Origin of the sequence: Paenibacillus sp. GM2FR (genome assembly GCF_002803325.1) — a bacterium.
Lineage (GTDB): Bacteria > Bacillota > Bacilli > Paenibacillales > Paenibacillaceae > Paenibacillus_AQ > Paenibacillus_AQ lautus.
Window position 1 is genome coordinate 3,320,630 of record NZ_MKZM01000008.1, and the last position, 17,020, is coordinate 3,337,649.

Below are 17,020 nucleotides of genomic sequence, written 5' to 3' on the forward strand. Positions count from 1 at the left end.
TCCAGATGCTGTAATAACGATGTCTATGTTGACAGCGTTTACAACCCGGTACATAATGTGTACACGACATTTTAGGCCCCTGCGCAAGGAGACGTTGCCGTGCAAAAATGGATGACGATCTATAAAAATATGAAAATCAAAAATAAGCTTTCCCTACTTATCAGCTTAATCGTTGCGATGGCATTTACCTTCGCCGTCATCGTCCAGCAATATGCATTCTCCATCTACGACGAGCAGCTTTACCTCAAATCATCACAGGTCTTACACCTGTCCTCCTCTGCGATTGAGTCAGAGCTCGAACGGATCGAACAGTTGTCCTTCAACATCATGACCGATACCCAGATTCAAAATATGTTACGTTCCATCGCCGGGAGCGACTCCGACTATGACCGTCTCATCCTGCGGCAGCATTTGGTGGACCGCCTCCTGAATTATGTAGGCTCCGAGCCGATGCTGTATTCCATCCATCTGATCGATTCCTACGATAAACAGCAGGATGTCGGCAGTGTCGTCCCGATTAATCCCGCCAAAAAGGAGTTTATTCTTCAGCTTGCCGGAGATGCGGATGGAGAAGAACGCTGGGTGTACCCGGACGAAACGGATTCGGCTCTTGTACTTTCCCGGGAAATAAGATCCTACTCTGGAACCTTATTCGATCTTAACTACTTGGGAACCATCATTATTCGGATCAATATGGACAAAATCGTCCGGAAATCCGCCGGCGGAGAAGGCGACCTGATCGTGACCTCGGGTGCGGATGTGATCTACCCTGCAACGCCGCACTTTGATCCGTCGGTCATTCAATTCTCCCTGTCATCCGGAAACGGGTACCTTACCCGCGAAATCGATGGCCATACCTACTTCATTGCACATAACCGATCGGGCAACACGGGGTGGACGTATATGAATGTCACGCCTTTTAATCAGACCTTCAAGCAAATCATATTCATTAAAGAGCTTGTCATCATCGTGTTTACCGTTATCTTCGCGGTTGCGATTCTGCTCGGCATCCGGTTCAGCCGAGGCCTGACACGTCCTATCGAAAGTCTCATCTCTCGGATGAAGCTTGCGGAAAAAGGAAACTTTGCGGAAGCCAACGTACTGCCTCAGGACGCTGCTCCTGTCGCCATGAACGAGCTGGGCCTGCTGCATCGGACGTTCCGTCTCATGATCGAGAGAATCAATGCGCTGATTACCGAGAACTATTCGAACCGGCTGTTAATCAAAGAGACCGAGTTCAAAGCGCTGCAAGCGCAAATCAACCCCCACTTTCTGTATAACACGTTGGAATCCGTGAACTGGCTGGCGAAGATGAACAAGCAAACCCAAATCTCCGACATGGTGCAGGCCTTAGCCTTCCTTCTTCGTAACTCCGTCAGCTTGAAAGAGCCGATTCTGACACTGGGAGAGGAACTCGAGATTGTCCGAAACTACGTCATTATTCAGAAGTTCCGGTTTGAAGACCGCCTAGATTTCACGATGGATGTGAAGGAGCAGGATTTGCAGCGCAAAATTCCAAAGCTGTCCCTTCAGCCACTGCTTGAAAATGCGATTCATTATGCGCTGGAGCCATCCGTTAACCCTTGCCGAATAACGTTGTCCTGCAATGAGACTCCTTCCGCTTTCTGCGTCATGGTTGAGGATGACGGCCCCGGCATGCCGCCGGATACATTGACCCGATTGCGAAACGGCGACTTGGCTACCAGCGGTAACGGGATTGGACTGTTAAACATCGATGAACGGATCAAGCTGGCTTTTGGCGACCACTACGGTTTAACCATCGACAGCGGATCGGGTCTTGGGACCCGCGTAATTCTGTCTTTACCCAAATAACGGAGGGATTCGGATGTACAAAGTTCTGCTCGTGGACGATGAACGAATTATTCTGGACGGCATATCTCAAATGGTGGACTGGAAGGCATATCGAACCGAGCTGGCGGGTACCGCCCAGAACGGAATTCAAGCGTATGAGAAAATCGTCAGGGAGAGCCCGGATATCGTCGTTTGCGACATTCGCATGCCCGGGCTGGATGGGCTTGAGCTCGTAGCCAAAACCTATGCCTCCCATCCACATATCAAATTTGTGCTGCTCTCCGGTTACGGCGAATTTGAATATGCCAACCGTGCCATGCAATACGGCGTGAAGCATTACCTGCTCAAGCCGACCGACGAGGTCAAGATCGGAGGGGCGCTGAAAGAGGTCACTGACGAGCTGACCCTGAACGAATACAAGGAGTCTTTTATCCAGGAGATGAAAGGCCGACTTCGAAAGGTGCTGCCTCATGTCAAAGAACAGGTGCTCAAGGAGTTTGTCACCAACAAAACCTATGGACGCCATGACTTGGAGGAGTACCGAAGCCTGTTCGAAACGAATTTCGATCAGCCCGTCCGTCTGCTGTTGTTCCAGCTGGAGGGCATCGTTGAATATGAGCATCAATTCGCCGTGAAGAACATTGCCGAGGATCTGTTGGACACAACGCTCCTGAGTACGACGATCGGGCAGCATGTACTGGTGCTCATTGAGAACCAAAAAGATCAACAGCGGCTCCATCAACAGCTGCAGGATATCCGGTGTACTTTTAAACAGTATTACAAGATGGACGTAACGATCGCGATCAGCGATCCCGGGCCTGTTACCCTGGCTCGAAAGCTGTACCGGGATACGCTGCAATGCCTGAACTACCGCTTCTATCTGGATGAGAGCGGGATGATCACTACGGAAGACACGCTTCACGCCGGCGGATTGGAAGGAACGTTTGTCCTCGACGAGGAACGCCTCTGCATGCCGGTCCGATCCGGCCACCGCAATGAAGCGGAGCTGGCCCTGACCGAATTCGTCCAGGAGCTGAAGCGTGCGCAGCTGAGCATCGAGATGACCAAATCCTATATCATTCAGCAATACGTGTCCCTCATCCGGCTGACCGATCCGGACCAGATGCAGGAACGTTACGCGCGGATCCCGGAAATCGCCGAAATGAGCACGCTCCAAGCGATTCAAGCCGTACTGGAAGAAACGGTACGGGAAATCACGCTGCGAAACTTCGAGCAGAACAAAGTCAAGTATAATGCCATCGTCCGCAAGGTAGTTGAGATTATCGAGGAGCAGCTGGGAAACTCGGAGCTTACACTCAATCTGGTGGCAAACGACATGCTGTATATGAACGCCGACTATCTTGGCAAGCTGTTCAAGAAGGAGACCGGTGAGAAATTCTCCAATTACGTGATGAAGCTTCGGATGAAGCGCGCAACCGAAATGATGGCAAGCGATCCCGATATCAAGATTTTTGAAATGGCCGAGCGGCTCGGTTTCGGTGATAATCCTCAATATTTCAGCCAGGTGTTCAAGAAACAGATCGGGTGCACTCCTTCCGAATATATGAAAAAGAGTGATTAACTTGTACGTACATCTCTGCTTTTTAAACAAATTGCACGGTTTTTTTCCTTACTCTTTCCCCGCGGAAACAAGATAATTGGGAATGTAAGCACTAACATTTGAAACGATATGAAGCGGTTTATCAACAAAGGGGAGGAAATGGAATGAAAAAAGTGTTAAACGCGGTTCTAATGTTTTCCCTGATCGGAAGCTTGATTGGCTGTTCGGGCGGCGGCGCTGCCGAACCACCAGCCAGCGGCGGAACCGGAACGGAGACACCGCCGGCGGCTGCAAGCGATAGCAAGGATCCGGTCAAACTCCGCATTGCTTGGTGGGGCGGACAGTCCCGGCATGATTATACCTTGAAGGTCATTGAAATGTATGAGTCCCAGAATCCGCATGTCACGATTGAGCCGGAGTACGCTCCATTTGATGACTACTGGAAAAAGCTTGCTCCCCAAGCGGTGGCTGGCGGACTCCCGGACATTATTCAAATGGACATCTCTTATCTGAATCAATATGCTGGCCGGAATCAGCTCGCGGATTTGAAGCCGTTCACCGAGAGCGGCGAGTTGGATGTCGCCGATGTCAGCGAGAATGCGCTGAGCGGCGGTGAGGTCAACGGTAAGCTCGTTGCCATGAACCTCGGCGTGAACGCACTTCAGACCACCTTCGATGTTGAGACGATGAAGAAGAACGGTATCGATATTCCATCCAAAGAATGGACTTGGGACGACATGGACACAATGGGTGCCCAAGCCAAGGAAAAAGGCCTGCAAATCGGAGGCTTTGCTTACCGGCATGACGTCTTCTTCCCGTACTACCTAAGAACCATCGGCCAGAAAATGTACAGCGCTGACGGTAAAACGATCGGATACAGCGACGATAAGCCTTTTATCGATTATTTCACCCGCTACCAGAAATGGTACGACAACGGATACATCCTGTCTCTGGACAAGGAAGCCCAGAAGAAAGGCGTAGCGGAAGAGGATGAAATCGTCCTTGGCAACTCCATATCGGGTACCGGCTGGTCCAACCAGTTCCTTGCTGTAGCCAACCTGGTCACCGATCGTCCGTTGGAGCTGAATCCGATGCCCGGGCCTGGAACGAAGGACGGTCTTTTCCTGAAACCTTCGATGTACTTCTCGGTCACCGAAACGTCCAAGCATAAAGAGGAAGCCGCTAAATTCATCAGCTTCTTCATCAATGATATTGAGGCGAACAAGCTGATTAAGGGCGAGCGCGGCGTTCCCGTATCCGCCAAGGTGAAAGAAGCACTTAAGCCGCTCCTCTCCGAGAATGAAGCCAAAATTTTCGACTATGTTACTTGGGCTGAGGCCAACAGCACGCCAGGCGATCCGCCTAACCCGATTGGCGCGGTGGAGATCGAGAAGCTGCTGCGAGATCTCAGCGAACGCATCCTGTTCAAGAAAATCTCGATCGAAGATGCCGCGGCCGAGTTCCGCAAGGAAGCGAATGCCATCTTGGCCAGATCTCAGCAATAACCAGGACACGGCTAGACAAGGCATCTCCGGCACATCTTTCCCGTGCAAGAGATGCCTTTTTACATCAGTGACCCCTGCACGGGGCGCAACCAAATCTGAATCGTAGGGGTTGAAATCTATGAAGAGGCTCCGTGAGAACGAGCACATCACCGGTTACGTGTTTTCAGCGCCGTTCGTTCTTGGTTTTCTCATCTTTACCTTATATCCCATCCTCTCGTCCCTGTATTATTCGTTCACCAATTATAATCTGATGGAAGCGCCAAGATGGCTGGGCATAGGGAATTATGAACGATTGTTCCTCGAGGACGACAAAATCGGCAAGTCGTTTCAGGTCACGTTCACCTATGTATTCGCCAGCGTTCCCCTTCGCCTCATATTTGCCCTCTTCGTTGCCATGATTCTGAATACCGCAACCAAGGCCGTAGGGCTGTACCGCTCCGCCTTCTACCTGCCTTCACTCATCGGCGGAAGCGTGGCCGTGGCCATCATGTGGCAGCAGATCTTCGGCGACAAGGGACTCGTGAACTCTGCCCTGTCCCTCTTCGGGATCCACTCCACGACCTCTTGGATCGGGAATCCCAGCACGGCGCTTTGGACGCTGATTGCATTGTCCATCTGGCAGTTCGGCTCTTCAATGATTATTTTTCTGGCCGGCTTGAAGAATATCCCAAGGGATTACTACGAAGCCGCCAGCGTGGACGGCGCCAACGCGGTCCATCGCTTTTTCAAAATTACGCTGCCTATGCTCAGTCCGATTATTTTGTTCAATCTGACGCTCCAGACGATTTCAGCGTTCCTGACCTTCACCCCCGCCTACATCATTTCGCGCGGAGAAGGCGGACCGCTCGATCAAACGCTGCTCTATTCGCTTTATTTGTACCGCAAGGCGTTCTCGCATTTTGAAATGGGTTACGCGTCAGCGCTTGCCTGGATCATGCTCATTATCGTCGGTATCCTGACCCTGCTCATCTTCAGATCATCCACCCGCTGGGTTCATTACGAGTCGAAAGGAGATTGACGATTATGACCAAATCCAGACGTGTTCTCTACCATACCCTGGTCGGATTGTTCGCCCTCGGCATGACCTATCCGATTCTGTGGCTGGTGGCAAGCTCGCTTAAACCGAACCATGAAATCTTCACGACGGCTTACAGCCTGATTCCGAGTCGGCTGGAATTCTCGAATTATGCTACGGGCTGGAAGGGATTCGCCGGGACCACCTTCGGCACCTTCTTCAAGAACTCGTTCATCATTGTCATCATTTCCACCATGGGTGCCGTCGCTTCCTCTGCGCTTGTCGCCTTCGGCCTGGCTCGGACCAAGTTCTTCGGACAGCAGTTCTGGTTCGCCTGCATGATGATTACGATGATGCTGCCCCATGATGTCGTGATCGTTCCGCAATATGTGATGTTTGCCAAATTCGGCTGGCTGTCTTCCTTTAAACCATTAATTGTTCCCCAATTCTTCGGCATTCCGTTCTTCATCTTCCTGATCATGCAATTTATCCGCACCATTCCGAAGGAACTGGACGAAGCCGCCAAAATTGACGGATGCAGCAAGTACGGGATTTTCTTCCGGGTCGTTGTGCCGCTGATCGTGCCCGCTCTCATTACGTGTTCGATTTTCTCCTTCTACTGGAGATGGGATGATTTCATCAATCCGCTCATTTATTTGAACAACCCGGAGAAATATCCGGTGTCACTTGCCTTGAAGCTGTTCCTTGACGGCGAGTCGCTTAATAACTGGGGCGGCATGTTTGCCATGGCTACCTTATCGCTGCTGCCGGTCGTCATCGTCTTCTTTATCTTCCAGAAATACATCGTGGAAGGGATCAGCACGACGGGATTGAAAGGGTAATTCATACACATCGACGCAATTGAATATGAAGGGAGTTTTAACAATGCCTGCACTTGTATTTGATGATCAACAGATTGAGAATGTCATAGACCGCGTGGTTGACCGGACCTTTCGCATGGATTTCAGCTGGGATTGGCCGGGCGGGGTTGCCTTTTACGGAGTATGCGAGGCCTATAAGGCCACTGGCAAAAAGGAGTATCTGGAACAACTGAAAGCCTGGGTCGACGAAAACATGGAGGAGGGGCTGCCGAAGCTGTCCGTCAACGGCGTCTCCATCGGCCACTCCCTCCTCACCTTGTACGAGGTTTATGAGGATGAGCGTTATATCGAAACGGCCAAGGAAATGGCCGATTATCTCACGCATGATGCGCTGCGTTTCGGCAACGGCATCTTTCAGCATACGGTGAACTCCGAAACGTATAACTTTCCGGAACAGGCGTGGGTCGATACCATGTTCATGGCAGGCTACTTCCTGCTTCGGATTGGCGTGATGCTGGACCGGAAGGATTACTTCGAGGATGGCTTGAAGCAGTATCACGGCCACGAGGATTGCCTGCAGGATCCCATCACAAATCTCTATTATCACGGCTGGGACAATATCGCCGGAAACCATATGTCAGGCGTCTTCTGGTGCCGGGGCAATGCCTGGGCTGCCATCACGATGGCCCGTGCTCTGGAGCTCGTCCCGGTAACGCATCCCTCCTTCATGATCATCGAAGGCTCGCTGCGCGACCAGCTTAGCGCCCTGGTCCGGCTGCAGCATGAATCCGGCCTGTGGCATACGATTACAACCGATCCGCAATCTCCGCTGGAAACGTCCGGCTCAGCCGGTATCGCTGCTGCCCTGCTCACCAAAGGACGCATCTACAATAAATACACGCAGAAATCGATTGACGGGATCTTGTCCAAGATCACCGAGGATGGTACCGTTACCGGCGTCTCCGCGGGAACGGCCGTCATGAAGGACGCCGCGGGATACAAAGGCGTGCCCGATAAGCGGATACAAGGCTGGGGTCAAGGCCTGGCATTAACCTTTCTCGCAGAAGTGCTCAAGATCAAGGACAATCCTTATTGATGAAATGCGACACAAAAAAGGCAGGATTGGAGAGGAGAAGTTCACCTCTACAGCCTGCCTTTGGTTTATGCAATTTAACGCGACTCTGCGACTACGCTTCTTATCTATTGCCCCCTGTCTCGTCCTCGCCGCTATCCTTCTTCTGCTCTTCAGTCTTCTTCGGATGCGGCGTTCCGTCAAGTCCGTAGACTTCGTCATAAGCGTCGAATATCTTCCTCGCAATCGGCGCGGCGCTTTGCGAGCCGAAGCCGCCTTCCGGCACAACGACGGCCACCGCCAGCTTCGGATTATCCCGCGGAGCAAAGGCGATGAAAACACCGTTATCAAGGTTAACACCTTTATATGATTGCTCGGATGTACCTGTTTTGCGGGCAAAGTCGTATTTAAAATCTTCGAAGGCTGCAAGACCCTGTGTATTCATCCCCCGCTTGACGGTCTGCCAGTATGCCTTGGGGAATTCAATCTCATCCAGGACCTCGCGCCCGAATTCCTTGACCACGTTGCCATCCTGATCCGTGATTTTGCTGACCAGCTGCGGCTTGATCCGCTTGCCTTCATTCGCCAGCATGACGGTGTATTGGGCAAGTTGAAGAGGGGTGTATTTCCCCATCTGCCCGAAGGACGCATAAGCTAACGCAGCCAGATTACTTCCCGCTGCCTTCGTATCGGTATACTCTCCCCGGCCCTTTAATTCCCCGGGCAAGCCACTCCCCGTTACAACTCCAAGACCAAACTGCTCCATATACTGACCCCAGACCTCAACGCCCTTCTCCCCGCCATACTTATTGACTAACCTTTTGCCAATCATATCGATCATAAAAGCATTCGAGGATTGCTGGATAGCTTGTTGAGCTTTAATGGGGCCATTTCGATGTCCACCTGAGTTAGAGATCTTTTTTTCATGTCCTTCCCGACCAATGGATGCAAAGCCCTGATCGGGATACGTCTCATTAAGACCGAATAATCCCTCATTCAGCCCGATCAACACAGACAGCGGTTTAATGACGGAACCGAGATAGATCATGGATTCGAACCCATGTCCCGATCTGCCTGAGCCAAATATCGTGATCGTGCCGTTTCCTGTCGCATCCACGATTTCCTGCGTAATTTTGCCACCATTTACCCGCACATTCGAGTCGTAATCCGGCATGCTCGCCATCGCAACCACATGACCGGTATCCACCTCCATGGCGACCGCATATCCAGTTAAGGCATCCTTATGTAACTTACCCGATACCGGATGAGTATGAAGATATTGAAGCTGATCCATGATGGCCTGCTCCGTGGCAAGCTGAATGTCTTTATGAATCGTGGTGTGAATATCATGGCCTTTTTCAGGGGCGACCATCGTCGGTACGCCGTCCACCATATTCTGAGGATTGATCGGAATGCTGAGATACCCGCTCTTGCCGCGCAGTTCTTCCTGATACATCCGTTCCAATCCGTCATAGCCAATCCACTCTTCTTCCGTGTAGATCAAGCCGGGATTCTTCTGATCCTTGTTGCTCTGATCAATAGCCTCATAATCCTTAAGGTCTTTAGAGCCTCTGAACTTCTTTAGAAATCCGATCGTCTGAACGGCCACCGTATCCGGATCATAGTGCCTTACATTCTCCTCCACGATCTGGATGCCGGGGAACTTGGCGCGGTTCTCCATAAAATAAGCGATCTCTTCCTTCGTCAAATCGGACTTGATTCGTCTCGGCTCATATCCATGCTGCTTGATATACTCCAAATCCAAGGCGTCAATCACTTCTTTGACGGTCATCGGCTCCATGTCCGGATCCCCATACTTGTTAAACGCCTGGACAAGCCGCTTCGCTATCTCCTCCGCTTCCGGCCGGTTTTCTTTTCCTTTGTCCGTCTTCTTGCTGTAATCCTTCATCAGGGTGATGTATAGAGAATTTGAAGCCGTAGAGTAAGCAAGCTTCGTGCCGGATGCATCAATGATGGACCCCCGGATCGGCTGCAGCGGGAAATGCTTCTGCTCTCCGCCGGTTTCCTGACTCGCCAGCTCCGGTCCCTCAACGAACTGCAAGATGGCCATGCGAATGATGATGACGCAAAAGATAAGAAATGCACTAAAAAAGAAAATATTGATCCGTCCATTAAATCTTCGTTTCATTTCCGCTTCATCTGGTACGTCCTTATAAGGTTTAAAACCTATCACATTGTCTACGCTCCTTTATATGGTTTAATCCAGCCAAGTTGGCAAATGTGGCTGTTTCTCGAATTCGAAGATTCGCTGTAATTGTTCCTTCGTATTTCGTTCCTCAGACAGCGGAGGCAGTTCGTCCTGCCGGAAAAAACCGACCTCGGACGTTTCGGTCCCCACGCCTGCAGCTCCGCCCGTAATGTCGCAATGAATAAACATTTTGTACACATGGAAGGCCGATGGCGGATGGTTATGAAATTTCTTGTCCAATACGGCCAGCAGCCTCCCTGCACGCACGTCGTAACCGGCCTCTTCCTTTACTTCCTTCACCACGACCTCCGCAGGCGATAGTCCGATGTCCGCCCATCCTCCCGGCAGCGCCCAAGCTCCGTCGGCCTTTTCCTTCACCAGCAGCAGCTTTCCGTCTTGAAAAATAACGCCGCGGACATCCACCTTCGGCGTTTGGTATCCGGTTTCACTCGCAAACAGGGTACGAATCTTCTCGTCGCCTGCTTCGGTATACTCCTGCATGATCTTGATGCTGAGCTCCCTCAGCTGCTCAAACCGTTCCTTGTCATAGACATCCCTCGTATATTCCAGTCCGGCCTGGCTGATCGCCTGTATCTCTTTTGCCCAATCCAACCATTTTAGTGTCATAGATTCATCCCTCTTCGATTTCTTCTCATATATATATAACGCCTGCTACTCACGATTGGTTTATAATGGAAGTGTTTGATTTCAAAATTATAACATATTTTCCGCCTGATTATGAGACGAGTGATATATTAAGGGGGCTTTATTACATGAAGAAAACCCGATCGGTTCTATATGTAATCCTGCTTATCGTTATGTTTGGTACAGGGGTATTATGTCGGATCAAGGTCAGAGAATTTAAAACCGATCTCAAAGGACAATGCGCGCCAAGCCGTTCAGTCCCTATGGGTTAAGTCCGTCGAACCTCCGATGCCCAAGGTGACAATCGACGGCACCGAAATCGCGGTGCAGCGAGGCTGGTACCTTTATTCATGGTGCAACGGGGATAAGTGTTCGATGACGGATGCAGTCCGACCGGAGCTGAAGGATATAACACCTGTTGTTGTCAAAGGCGGTGTGGACATTAAAACAACGCCACCCGAAGGAATACATGGCTTTACCATCCTAAATCTGACGGATCCCGATAACGACGGATATACCGTACCGACAGTACCCGGCTCGTATCTGTACGAAATTCACTGTACATGGCCTCTGGATCAGGGACGCGCCAGCTTTTATTTTGCGGTAACGGTCCAATAGGGTAAGCGGCTCATCTTAGCGATACCCGTGGACATAAAAAAAGATGACCCCTGACGAATTCAGAGGTCATCTGCTTGCTAGTTAAGTCCAAGACTGTTTTCTATGCACCTTCCACAAATCGGGTCACAGCACAAACGCCTGGAATGTTTCCTTTTTTCCATTAGGAATTCTTTCAGTCTTTCTCATCCCTTTGATTCGTTCGGATTAAGGCATACGCCAATTGTCCCGCCATCCCAAGGAATAAACCCGTACCAACGACAATATAGACCATCGTGAATGTTTTACCTAGCGGCGTCTGCGGCACGAATTCCGGATGACCTACCGTGCTCAACGTCACTACGCAGAAATATAGAGCGTCCAACACGGATAACCCTTCCTGCCTGGTATAAAACATCGTACCCGATAACAGCATAATGACAATCAGGACAAACAGCGCTACAAAATAACGCTGCTTAAACGCTCGAAATAAACCGCTGAAAAGACGTTTTAATGTTAGTAAAAAAGATATCATCCCAAAAACCGTCCTATTCTCTAACTGGAGTATACGTTACATAAATCACATACAGCTATTATATCAGCGTTTATGCCCTGCGCCCATCCTCACTTAGAGGCTAACCCTGAAGCGTCAGCAGCTCCCGGATTTCCGCCTCGGTCCAGCTTGGAAGCGACTCTCCTCCCGGTTGAACCAGTTCCTCGATCAGATCCTTCTTCTTCTGCTGCAGAGCGACCATTTTATCCTCGATGGTATCCTGAGCCACCAGCCGTATCACCTGCACAACCTTCTTCTGTCCGATGCGATGTGCCCGGTCCGTCGCCTGCTGCTCCACAGCCGGATTCCACCAAAGGTCATACAAGATCACCGTATCGGCCCCGGTCAGGTTCAGCCCCGTTCCGCCTGCCTTCAGCGATATGAGGAACACTTCCCGTTCTCCCTCGTTAAAGCGTTGGCACAGCTCCACTCGCTCCGAGGCCGGAGTCTGTCCATCCAAGTAGAAAAACGGAATCCCCCGATATCCGAGCTCCCCGGCAATCAGATTCAGCATCCCCGTAAACTGGGAGAATACCAGCATCCGTCTTCCCGCAAGGCGACATTCTTCAATGGTTTCCAGGAGCTGCTCAAACTTGGCCGAGCTGCCCTCATAGCCTTCCACGAAAAGGGCCGGGTGACAGCAGATCTGGCGCAGACGGGTAATACCCGCCAGGATGCGAATCCGGCTCTTCTGAAAGCCATCCTGCGCCAAATGCTTGAGCGTCTCCTGCCTTAACTTCGCAAGATAGGCGGTATAGAGCTTTTTCTGTTCGATCAGCAGACCCGATGACTGAACCGTCTCGATCTTCTCCGGCAGCTCCTTAAGCACATCTGATTTCAGCCTGCGAAGCAGGAAGGGACGCACCCTTCTCACCACGGTTTCTTTCGGCAATTCCTGAAACGCTTTTCGATCTCCAAAGAGTGCCGGGAAAACGGCATCATATATGGACCACAATTCCTCCAGTCGGTTCTCGACCGGAGTGCCTGTCAGCGCAAACCGATAACGGGCATGCAGCGTTTTTACAACCTGAGCCGTTTGCGTCGTGTAATTTTTGAAGAATTGGGCTTCATCCAGAATTAACGTTAAAAACGGCAGCTTCGCATAGCGTTCAACGTCCCTGCGTAGCAGCGGGTAAGAAGTAATGATGACATCTGCATTCCCCGCATTCTGTATGATTTTAGCCCGCTCGTTCTGCGTACCATCGGCAATGACGGCCTTGATCTCGGGTGCAAACTTCTGGAGCTCGTTATGCCAGTTATAGAGCAGAGAAGCCGGCGCCACGATGAGTGCAGGTTCGTTGCGATCTCTGATCTCCGGGAGCACCGATAGAATGAAAGCAATGCTCTGAATCGTTTTGCCGAGACCCATATCATCGGCCAAGATGCCGCCAAAGCGGTAGTGGGCCATCGTCTTCATCCATTGGAAGCCAAATTTCTGATAATCCCGGAGGACCGTGTCGAGGCTCGGCGGCACGGCAAAATCCAAATGATCCGGATTCTTCACGTGCTGCAGCATTCGGCGCAAGGATCGGCCAAGCTGGACCGTTGATCCCGTATCTTCCCAATCCAGCAGCTGAAGTCCTTGGACTGCCGGCATTTTGAACTGCGTGCCCTCCCCTTCGTATAACCAAGGCCCTACCCGGTTCATTAAGGCGACCACCGCCTGGAACTCGGCGCTTTCCAGGGGAAGCAGCGCTCCGTTTCGCAACCGGTGATATTTGCGTTTTTCTTCAAGCGATTTGACGATCTCCCGGATTTCGGCTTCTCGAATCCCCTCCATATCAAACTTCAATTCAAGCCAATCCGTCCGTTCGTCGACCTCCACCCGCACCTTGGCTCCCATCGGTTCAGTAAGCACCCGTTCCTTCACGGCCGTCGTTGCATAAACAACCAGCAGCTTCTCCAGCTGCGGTATCGTATGGTACAGGAAATCGTATTCGGCATCCTCATCGTTCATGAAGAAACCGCCATCGGTCTTGGCAAAGGAGGCGTTCTCCATGAGCTCGAGAATCCGCTGCTCCTGCTCTCCGTCGCGAACGAGGATTGAGCTGCTGCTGCGTATGGCACGATGTCCCTCCAACGGATTAATGGTGATGTCTCCGTAATGAAATTCGAGTCCGGCCAAAAGCCGGCCACGCACCCGGTCCAGATAGAGCTTCGCTTTTAAAGGCGTTTTGACAATGCGGTCGGATACAGTCTGCGCCACATGGACACTTCCAAGCTTCATCAGTCCCGGAACCACCCGTTCCATAATGGACTCCATCATCTCAGGTTGAATCCGGATATGCGGTTTATTCGAATTCTCAAGCAGCAATTTCATCTCGGAGAGTCTTCTGCAAGCATCCAATTCAAGCTGAATGAGCTTACCGTCCACAATGACGAGGCCGTAGCCTTCCAGAACGATCATTCGCTCCAGTCCCTCGATCTTCATCAGGTAATGATCATCCCCGGCTTCATCAAACTCGAATTGAAGGGGGATCGGATCTTGAACGAATTCCAGCTTATCCGTGAGGATCCCGTCCAAAGACAACAGGGAATGGTTCGAATGGGATAATCGTTCCCTTACCTGGGGCCAAAAAGTGGGAGGAATAATCAGCATTCGGTCACCGCTTCCGTTTTTTCCATGCGAGGTATACATGTCCATTGACTGTTTATACATGCTTTCATGATCGTATATACGAATCAGCTCCTGGAGAATATCATCATCCTCCTTTTGAAAGCTGTGGAAGTCCGGATCGTACGTGAAATTCTTCGTGAATATGCAGGTTTCAGCGTGTTTTACACACGCCAAAAACTCTCGAATCCGCTGTACGATGTACAGGCGTTTCTTACCTACTCGCAGTTCAACGCCGAACAAGTATTTCCGATTTCCGTAAGGATATAATTTGAAAATGAACTCCATCTCCAGCACCTCTCGGGTGTCAAACCTGGAAGCTGCCGTAGCTCTCCGGCCTTCAGAATATGAGAACAATCCGAGCAGCTGGCTGCTGAGCAGCGCATCTTGTTCCCCTTCATCCATGCTTCTGTCATGCTCCGGGGAGTACCGAGGCGTTAATTGCCCGTCTCCGGCATTTCCATTGACAGAAGGATGTAATAACGATGGATAGGGGCGCATTGGAGCTTCTACCATTTGCTCAATATCACGGATGTTCAGGAGCAGAGCCGCAATATGCCTGCAGCGCTTCCGGGAGAATCCATAATCGATACAGCTGCATTCGGTGAATACATCCCCGTTTGAGTCAATCTCGACATAGACGATACCCGACTCCTGATCCGTCACTTCAGCCTCGTATTTTCGAGTGTCCGGATCTTGTTTCCGCATCGTTACATGTCCATCTCTATATAAAACCCCGCCGCGATCGTAGGAGGTCTTTCCGCATAATAGCTTGATCACCCGTTCAGTCAGCTGGTAACCCATAACCACAATCCCTTCTCTATTTACTGCTAAAAAACAGTATACCATTTTGTGCGGAAAGGCCCATGCTTCCAAGTTTATACTTTCTGATATCTAAAAAAGAACTCGCCGCTACGGCAAGTTCTTGCGCTGCTTCTCATCATAACGGATCAATCGATCATAACGCTTGTTATTCCCTCTCCATGCCCCGATAGATATGATGAAACCGACTATCCGTCCCGCTCCATCCAACCCCTCCGCTTCGTGGCTTAGATACGTTTGTAATACAGCACCGTCCCGTCCAGTTGGCCGTTAGAGGATATGGCATAATCAGGAATGACTCCTGCTTGGATGTAACCCAGAGACTGATATAGCTTGTTGGAGGGGTCCCCCTCCCGGGTATCTAAGACCAGCAAGGTTCTGCCCTCTTCCTTGGCTTTAGGCTCGAGATGTTGCATCAACGCTCTGCCGATCCCTCCGCGACGGGATGCAGGATCCACCATCAGTTTCGCTACCTCGGCCCGGTGTCTGCCATTCGCCTTCATGGCGCACTGCAATTGAACCGTGCCGATCATCTGCCCATCCTGCACAGCTACCCACAGGGTAACCCCTGGGCCAAGCACATCCTCCCAGTAAGCGGAAGCTTCATCATAAGACAGTGGAGCTAAGAATCCCACCGATGCTCCCTCTTCTACTACCCGAATCAATAATTCCGTTAATTGATGATGCGTGTCGGTTTCTAATTGTTCGACCTCCATAATCGTAAACGAAGCATTCATGATAGGACACTCCCTCTGTCATCTAATAAACTCATTCTATCCGTTCGATTACCATATGCAATCATTTTTTTACGATGCGAAACCAAGGAGCGTGCTCGGAATCCCCTTATCGTTTTAAGATGTCAGCCAGTGCTTTATTCAGCGTGTCGTATGTAAATTGAAAACCTGCCTTGCAGAGTCTGTCCGGAATCACCCAGCGGCTCTTCAGCACGAGTTCCGTTTCGGTTTGAATAAGCCGAGCGCCCAGCTCAAGCAGCCATTTAGGTGATGGCAATCCCGTTCCACGATTCAATGCTAACCGAAGCTGCTCCATCAGTTCCTTGTTCGTAACCGGATAAGGAGAAGCACAGTTGATAACCCCGCTCAGCTCTGCCCTCTCTTGTAAAAACAGAATAATGCGATACAAATCCTCTACATGAATCCAGCTGAACTTTTGCTTGCCCGTGCCTTGAACGCCACCGAGTCCGTATTTTACCAAGTTAACATAAGGAGTCATGACGCCGCCGCCCGGTCCCAGCACGATAGCAATACGCAGGGCGATCTGTCTTGTCTGAGGCAGCAAGAACGAGAAGAAGGCACGCTCCCATTCCTTGGCAACCTCAACGGAGAAACCTGAGCCGATTTCGCCCTGCTCCTCCGTCATCGGCTTATCATCGGCATGGCGATAAATCGTGGCCGTACTGGAATTAAACCAAGTACGCGGAGGAGTATGGCATGCCTCGATGGCACTGCCGAGTATATTCGTTGTATCTATTCTTGAATTCAGAATAAGCTCCTTATTTTTTTCATCGTAACGGCAATTGACTGATTTACCTGCCAGATTAATCAGCATATCTGCCCCGTCCAGAGCAGCGACGATGGCTTCTTGATCGTTCCATGCGATATGGCCTTTCCGTCGGGATATCATCAGTATTTGTGTTTGCGGCTCATTCGTGAATTTTTTGGCAAGATAAGTTCCAATAAAACCAGTTCCACCAGCCAGAACGATCTTTTTCATAGAATAGAATCAGCTCTTTTCTCTATGATTTATCCACATCATAAACGTTCAATTTAACCATGG

At 50.7% G+C, this 17,020-nt stretch carries 14 protein-coding genes; 8 read left to right on the top strand and 6 right to left on the bottom strand.

Going from position 1 to position 17,020, the window contains the following annotated elements; translation table 11 throughout:
- The first annotated feature begins 99 nt into the window (after nucleotides 1-99).
- The 6 genes from PAEVO_RS14965 to PAEVO_RS14990 all read left to right on the top strand — a co-directional run bounded on the left by PAEVO_RS14965 (nucleotide 100) and on the right by PAEVO_RS14990 (nucleotide 7,810).
- Nucleotides 100-1,833, top strand: coding sequence for a cache domain-containing sensor histidine kinase (locus PAEVO_RS14965; RefSeq protein WP_100538251.1), 1,734 nt, complete (start codon nucleotides 100-102; stop codon nucleotides 1,831-1,833).
- Nucleotides 1,834-1,846: 13 nt separating this feature from the next.
- Nucleotides 1,847-3,394 carry a response regulator gene (locus tag PAEVO_RS14970; protein WP_100538252.1) on the top strand — a complete coding sequence of 516 codons (1,548 nt, stop codon included), beginning with the start codon at nucleotides 1,847-1,849 and terminating at the stop codon, nucleotides 3,392-3,394.
- A gap of 143 nt (nucleotides 3,395-3,537) precedes the next feature.
- On the top strand, nucleotides 3,538-4,878 hold the full coding sequence (locus PAEVO_RS14975) for an ABC transporter substrate-binding protein (protein ID WP_100538253.1): 1,341 nt from the start codon (nucleotides 3,538-3,540) through the stop codon (nucleotides 4,876-4,878).
- Nucleotides 4,879-4,996: 118 nt separating this feature from the next.
- Nucleotides 4,997-5,896: a carbohydrate ABC transporter permease gene (locus PAEVO_RS14980; protein WP_100538254.1), complete on the top strand. Its 900-nt coding sequence runs from the start codon at nucleotides 4,997-4,999 to the stop codon at nucleotides 5,894-5,896.
- Between the two features lie 5 nt (nucleotides 5,897-5,901).
- Nucleotides 5,902-6,735 (top strand): carbohydrate ABC transporter permease, encoded by an 834-nt coding sequence (locus PAEVO_RS14985; protein WP_100538255.1) that lies wholly within the window; start codon nucleotides 5,902-5,904, stop codon nucleotides 6,733-6,735.
- Between the two features lie 43 nt (nucleotides 6,736-6,778).
- A complete protein-coding gene (locus PAEVO_RS14990) occupies nucleotides 6,779-7,810 on the top strand; it encodes a glycoside hydrolase family 88/105 protein (RefSeq protein WP_100538256.1) in 1,032 nt (343 codons plus the stop codon).
- A 100-nt stretch (nucleotides 7,811-7,910) separates the two neighbouring features.
- Here the strand turns inward: PAEVO_RS14990 and PAEVO_RS14995 are convergent, their stop codons facing one another.
- Entirely contained in the window at nucleotides 7,911-9,980 is a 2,070-nt protein-coding gene (locus PAEVO_RS14995) for a peptidoglycan D,D-transpeptidase FtsI family protein (protein ID WP_100538257.1), read from the bottom strand.
- Between the two features lie 24 nt (nucleotides 9,981-10,004).
- Nucleotides 10,005-10,622, bottom strand: coding sequence for an NUDIX hydrolase (locus tag PAEVO_RS15000; protein ID WP_100538258.1), 618 nt, complete (start codon nucleotides 10,620-10,622; stop codon nucleotides 10,005-10,007).
- A gap of 146 nt (nucleotides 10,623-10,768) precedes the next feature.
- Between PAEVO_RS15000 and PAEVO_RS34350 the strand changes: the two genes are divergently transcribed.
- Both PAEVO_RS34350 and PAEVO_RS34355 read left to right on the top strand, forming a co-directional pair.
- A complete protein-coding gene (locus PAEVO_RS34350) occupies nucleotides 10,769-10,912 on the top strand; it encodes a hypothetical protein (RefSeq protein WP_243390778.1) in 144 nt (47 codons plus the stop codon).
- Nucleotides 10,913-11,015: 103 nt separating this feature from the next.
- The gene (locus PAEVO_RS34355) at nucleotides 11,016-11,258 is read left to right on the top strand and encodes a hypothetical protein (RefSeq protein WP_243390779.1); all 243 of its coding nucleotides are present in this window, start codon (nucleotides 11,016-11,018) and stop codon (nucleotides 11,256-11,258) included.
- Nucleotides 11,259-11,430: 172 nt separating this feature from the next.
- Here PAEVO_RS34355 and PAEVO_RS15010 read toward each other — a convergent pair whose 3' ends face one another.
- The 4 genes from PAEVO_RS15010 to PAEVO_RS15025 form a co-directional block, all read right to left on the bottom strand.
- Nucleotides 11,431-11,769: a potassium channel family protein gene (locus tag PAEVO_RS15010; protein ID WP_100538259.1), complete on the bottom strand. Its 339-nt coding sequence runs from the start codon at nucleotides 11,767-11,769 to the stop codon at nucleotides 11,431-11,433.
- 100 nt (nucleotides 11,770-11,869) lie between these two features.
- Nucleotides 11,870-15,205, bottom strand: coding sequence for a DEAD/DEAH box helicase (locus tag PAEVO_RS15015; protein ID WP_100538260.1), 3,336 nt, complete (start codon nucleotides 15,203-15,205; stop codon nucleotides 11,870-11,872).
- 245 nt (nucleotides 15,206-15,450) lie between these two features.
- Nucleotides 15,451-15,960, bottom strand: coding sequence for a GNAT family N-acetyltransferase (locus PAEVO_RS15020; RefSeq protein ID WP_100538261.1), 510 nt, complete (start codon nucleotides 15,958-15,960; stop codon nucleotides 15,451-15,453).
- Nucleotides 15,961-16,066: 106 nt separating this feature from the next.
- Entirely contained in the window at nucleotides 16,067-16,957 is an 891-nt protein-coding gene (locus tag PAEVO_RS15025) for a TIGR01777 family oxidoreductase (RefSeq protein WP_100538262.1), read from the bottom strand.
- Nucleotides 16,958-17,020: the final 63 nt, after the last annotated feature.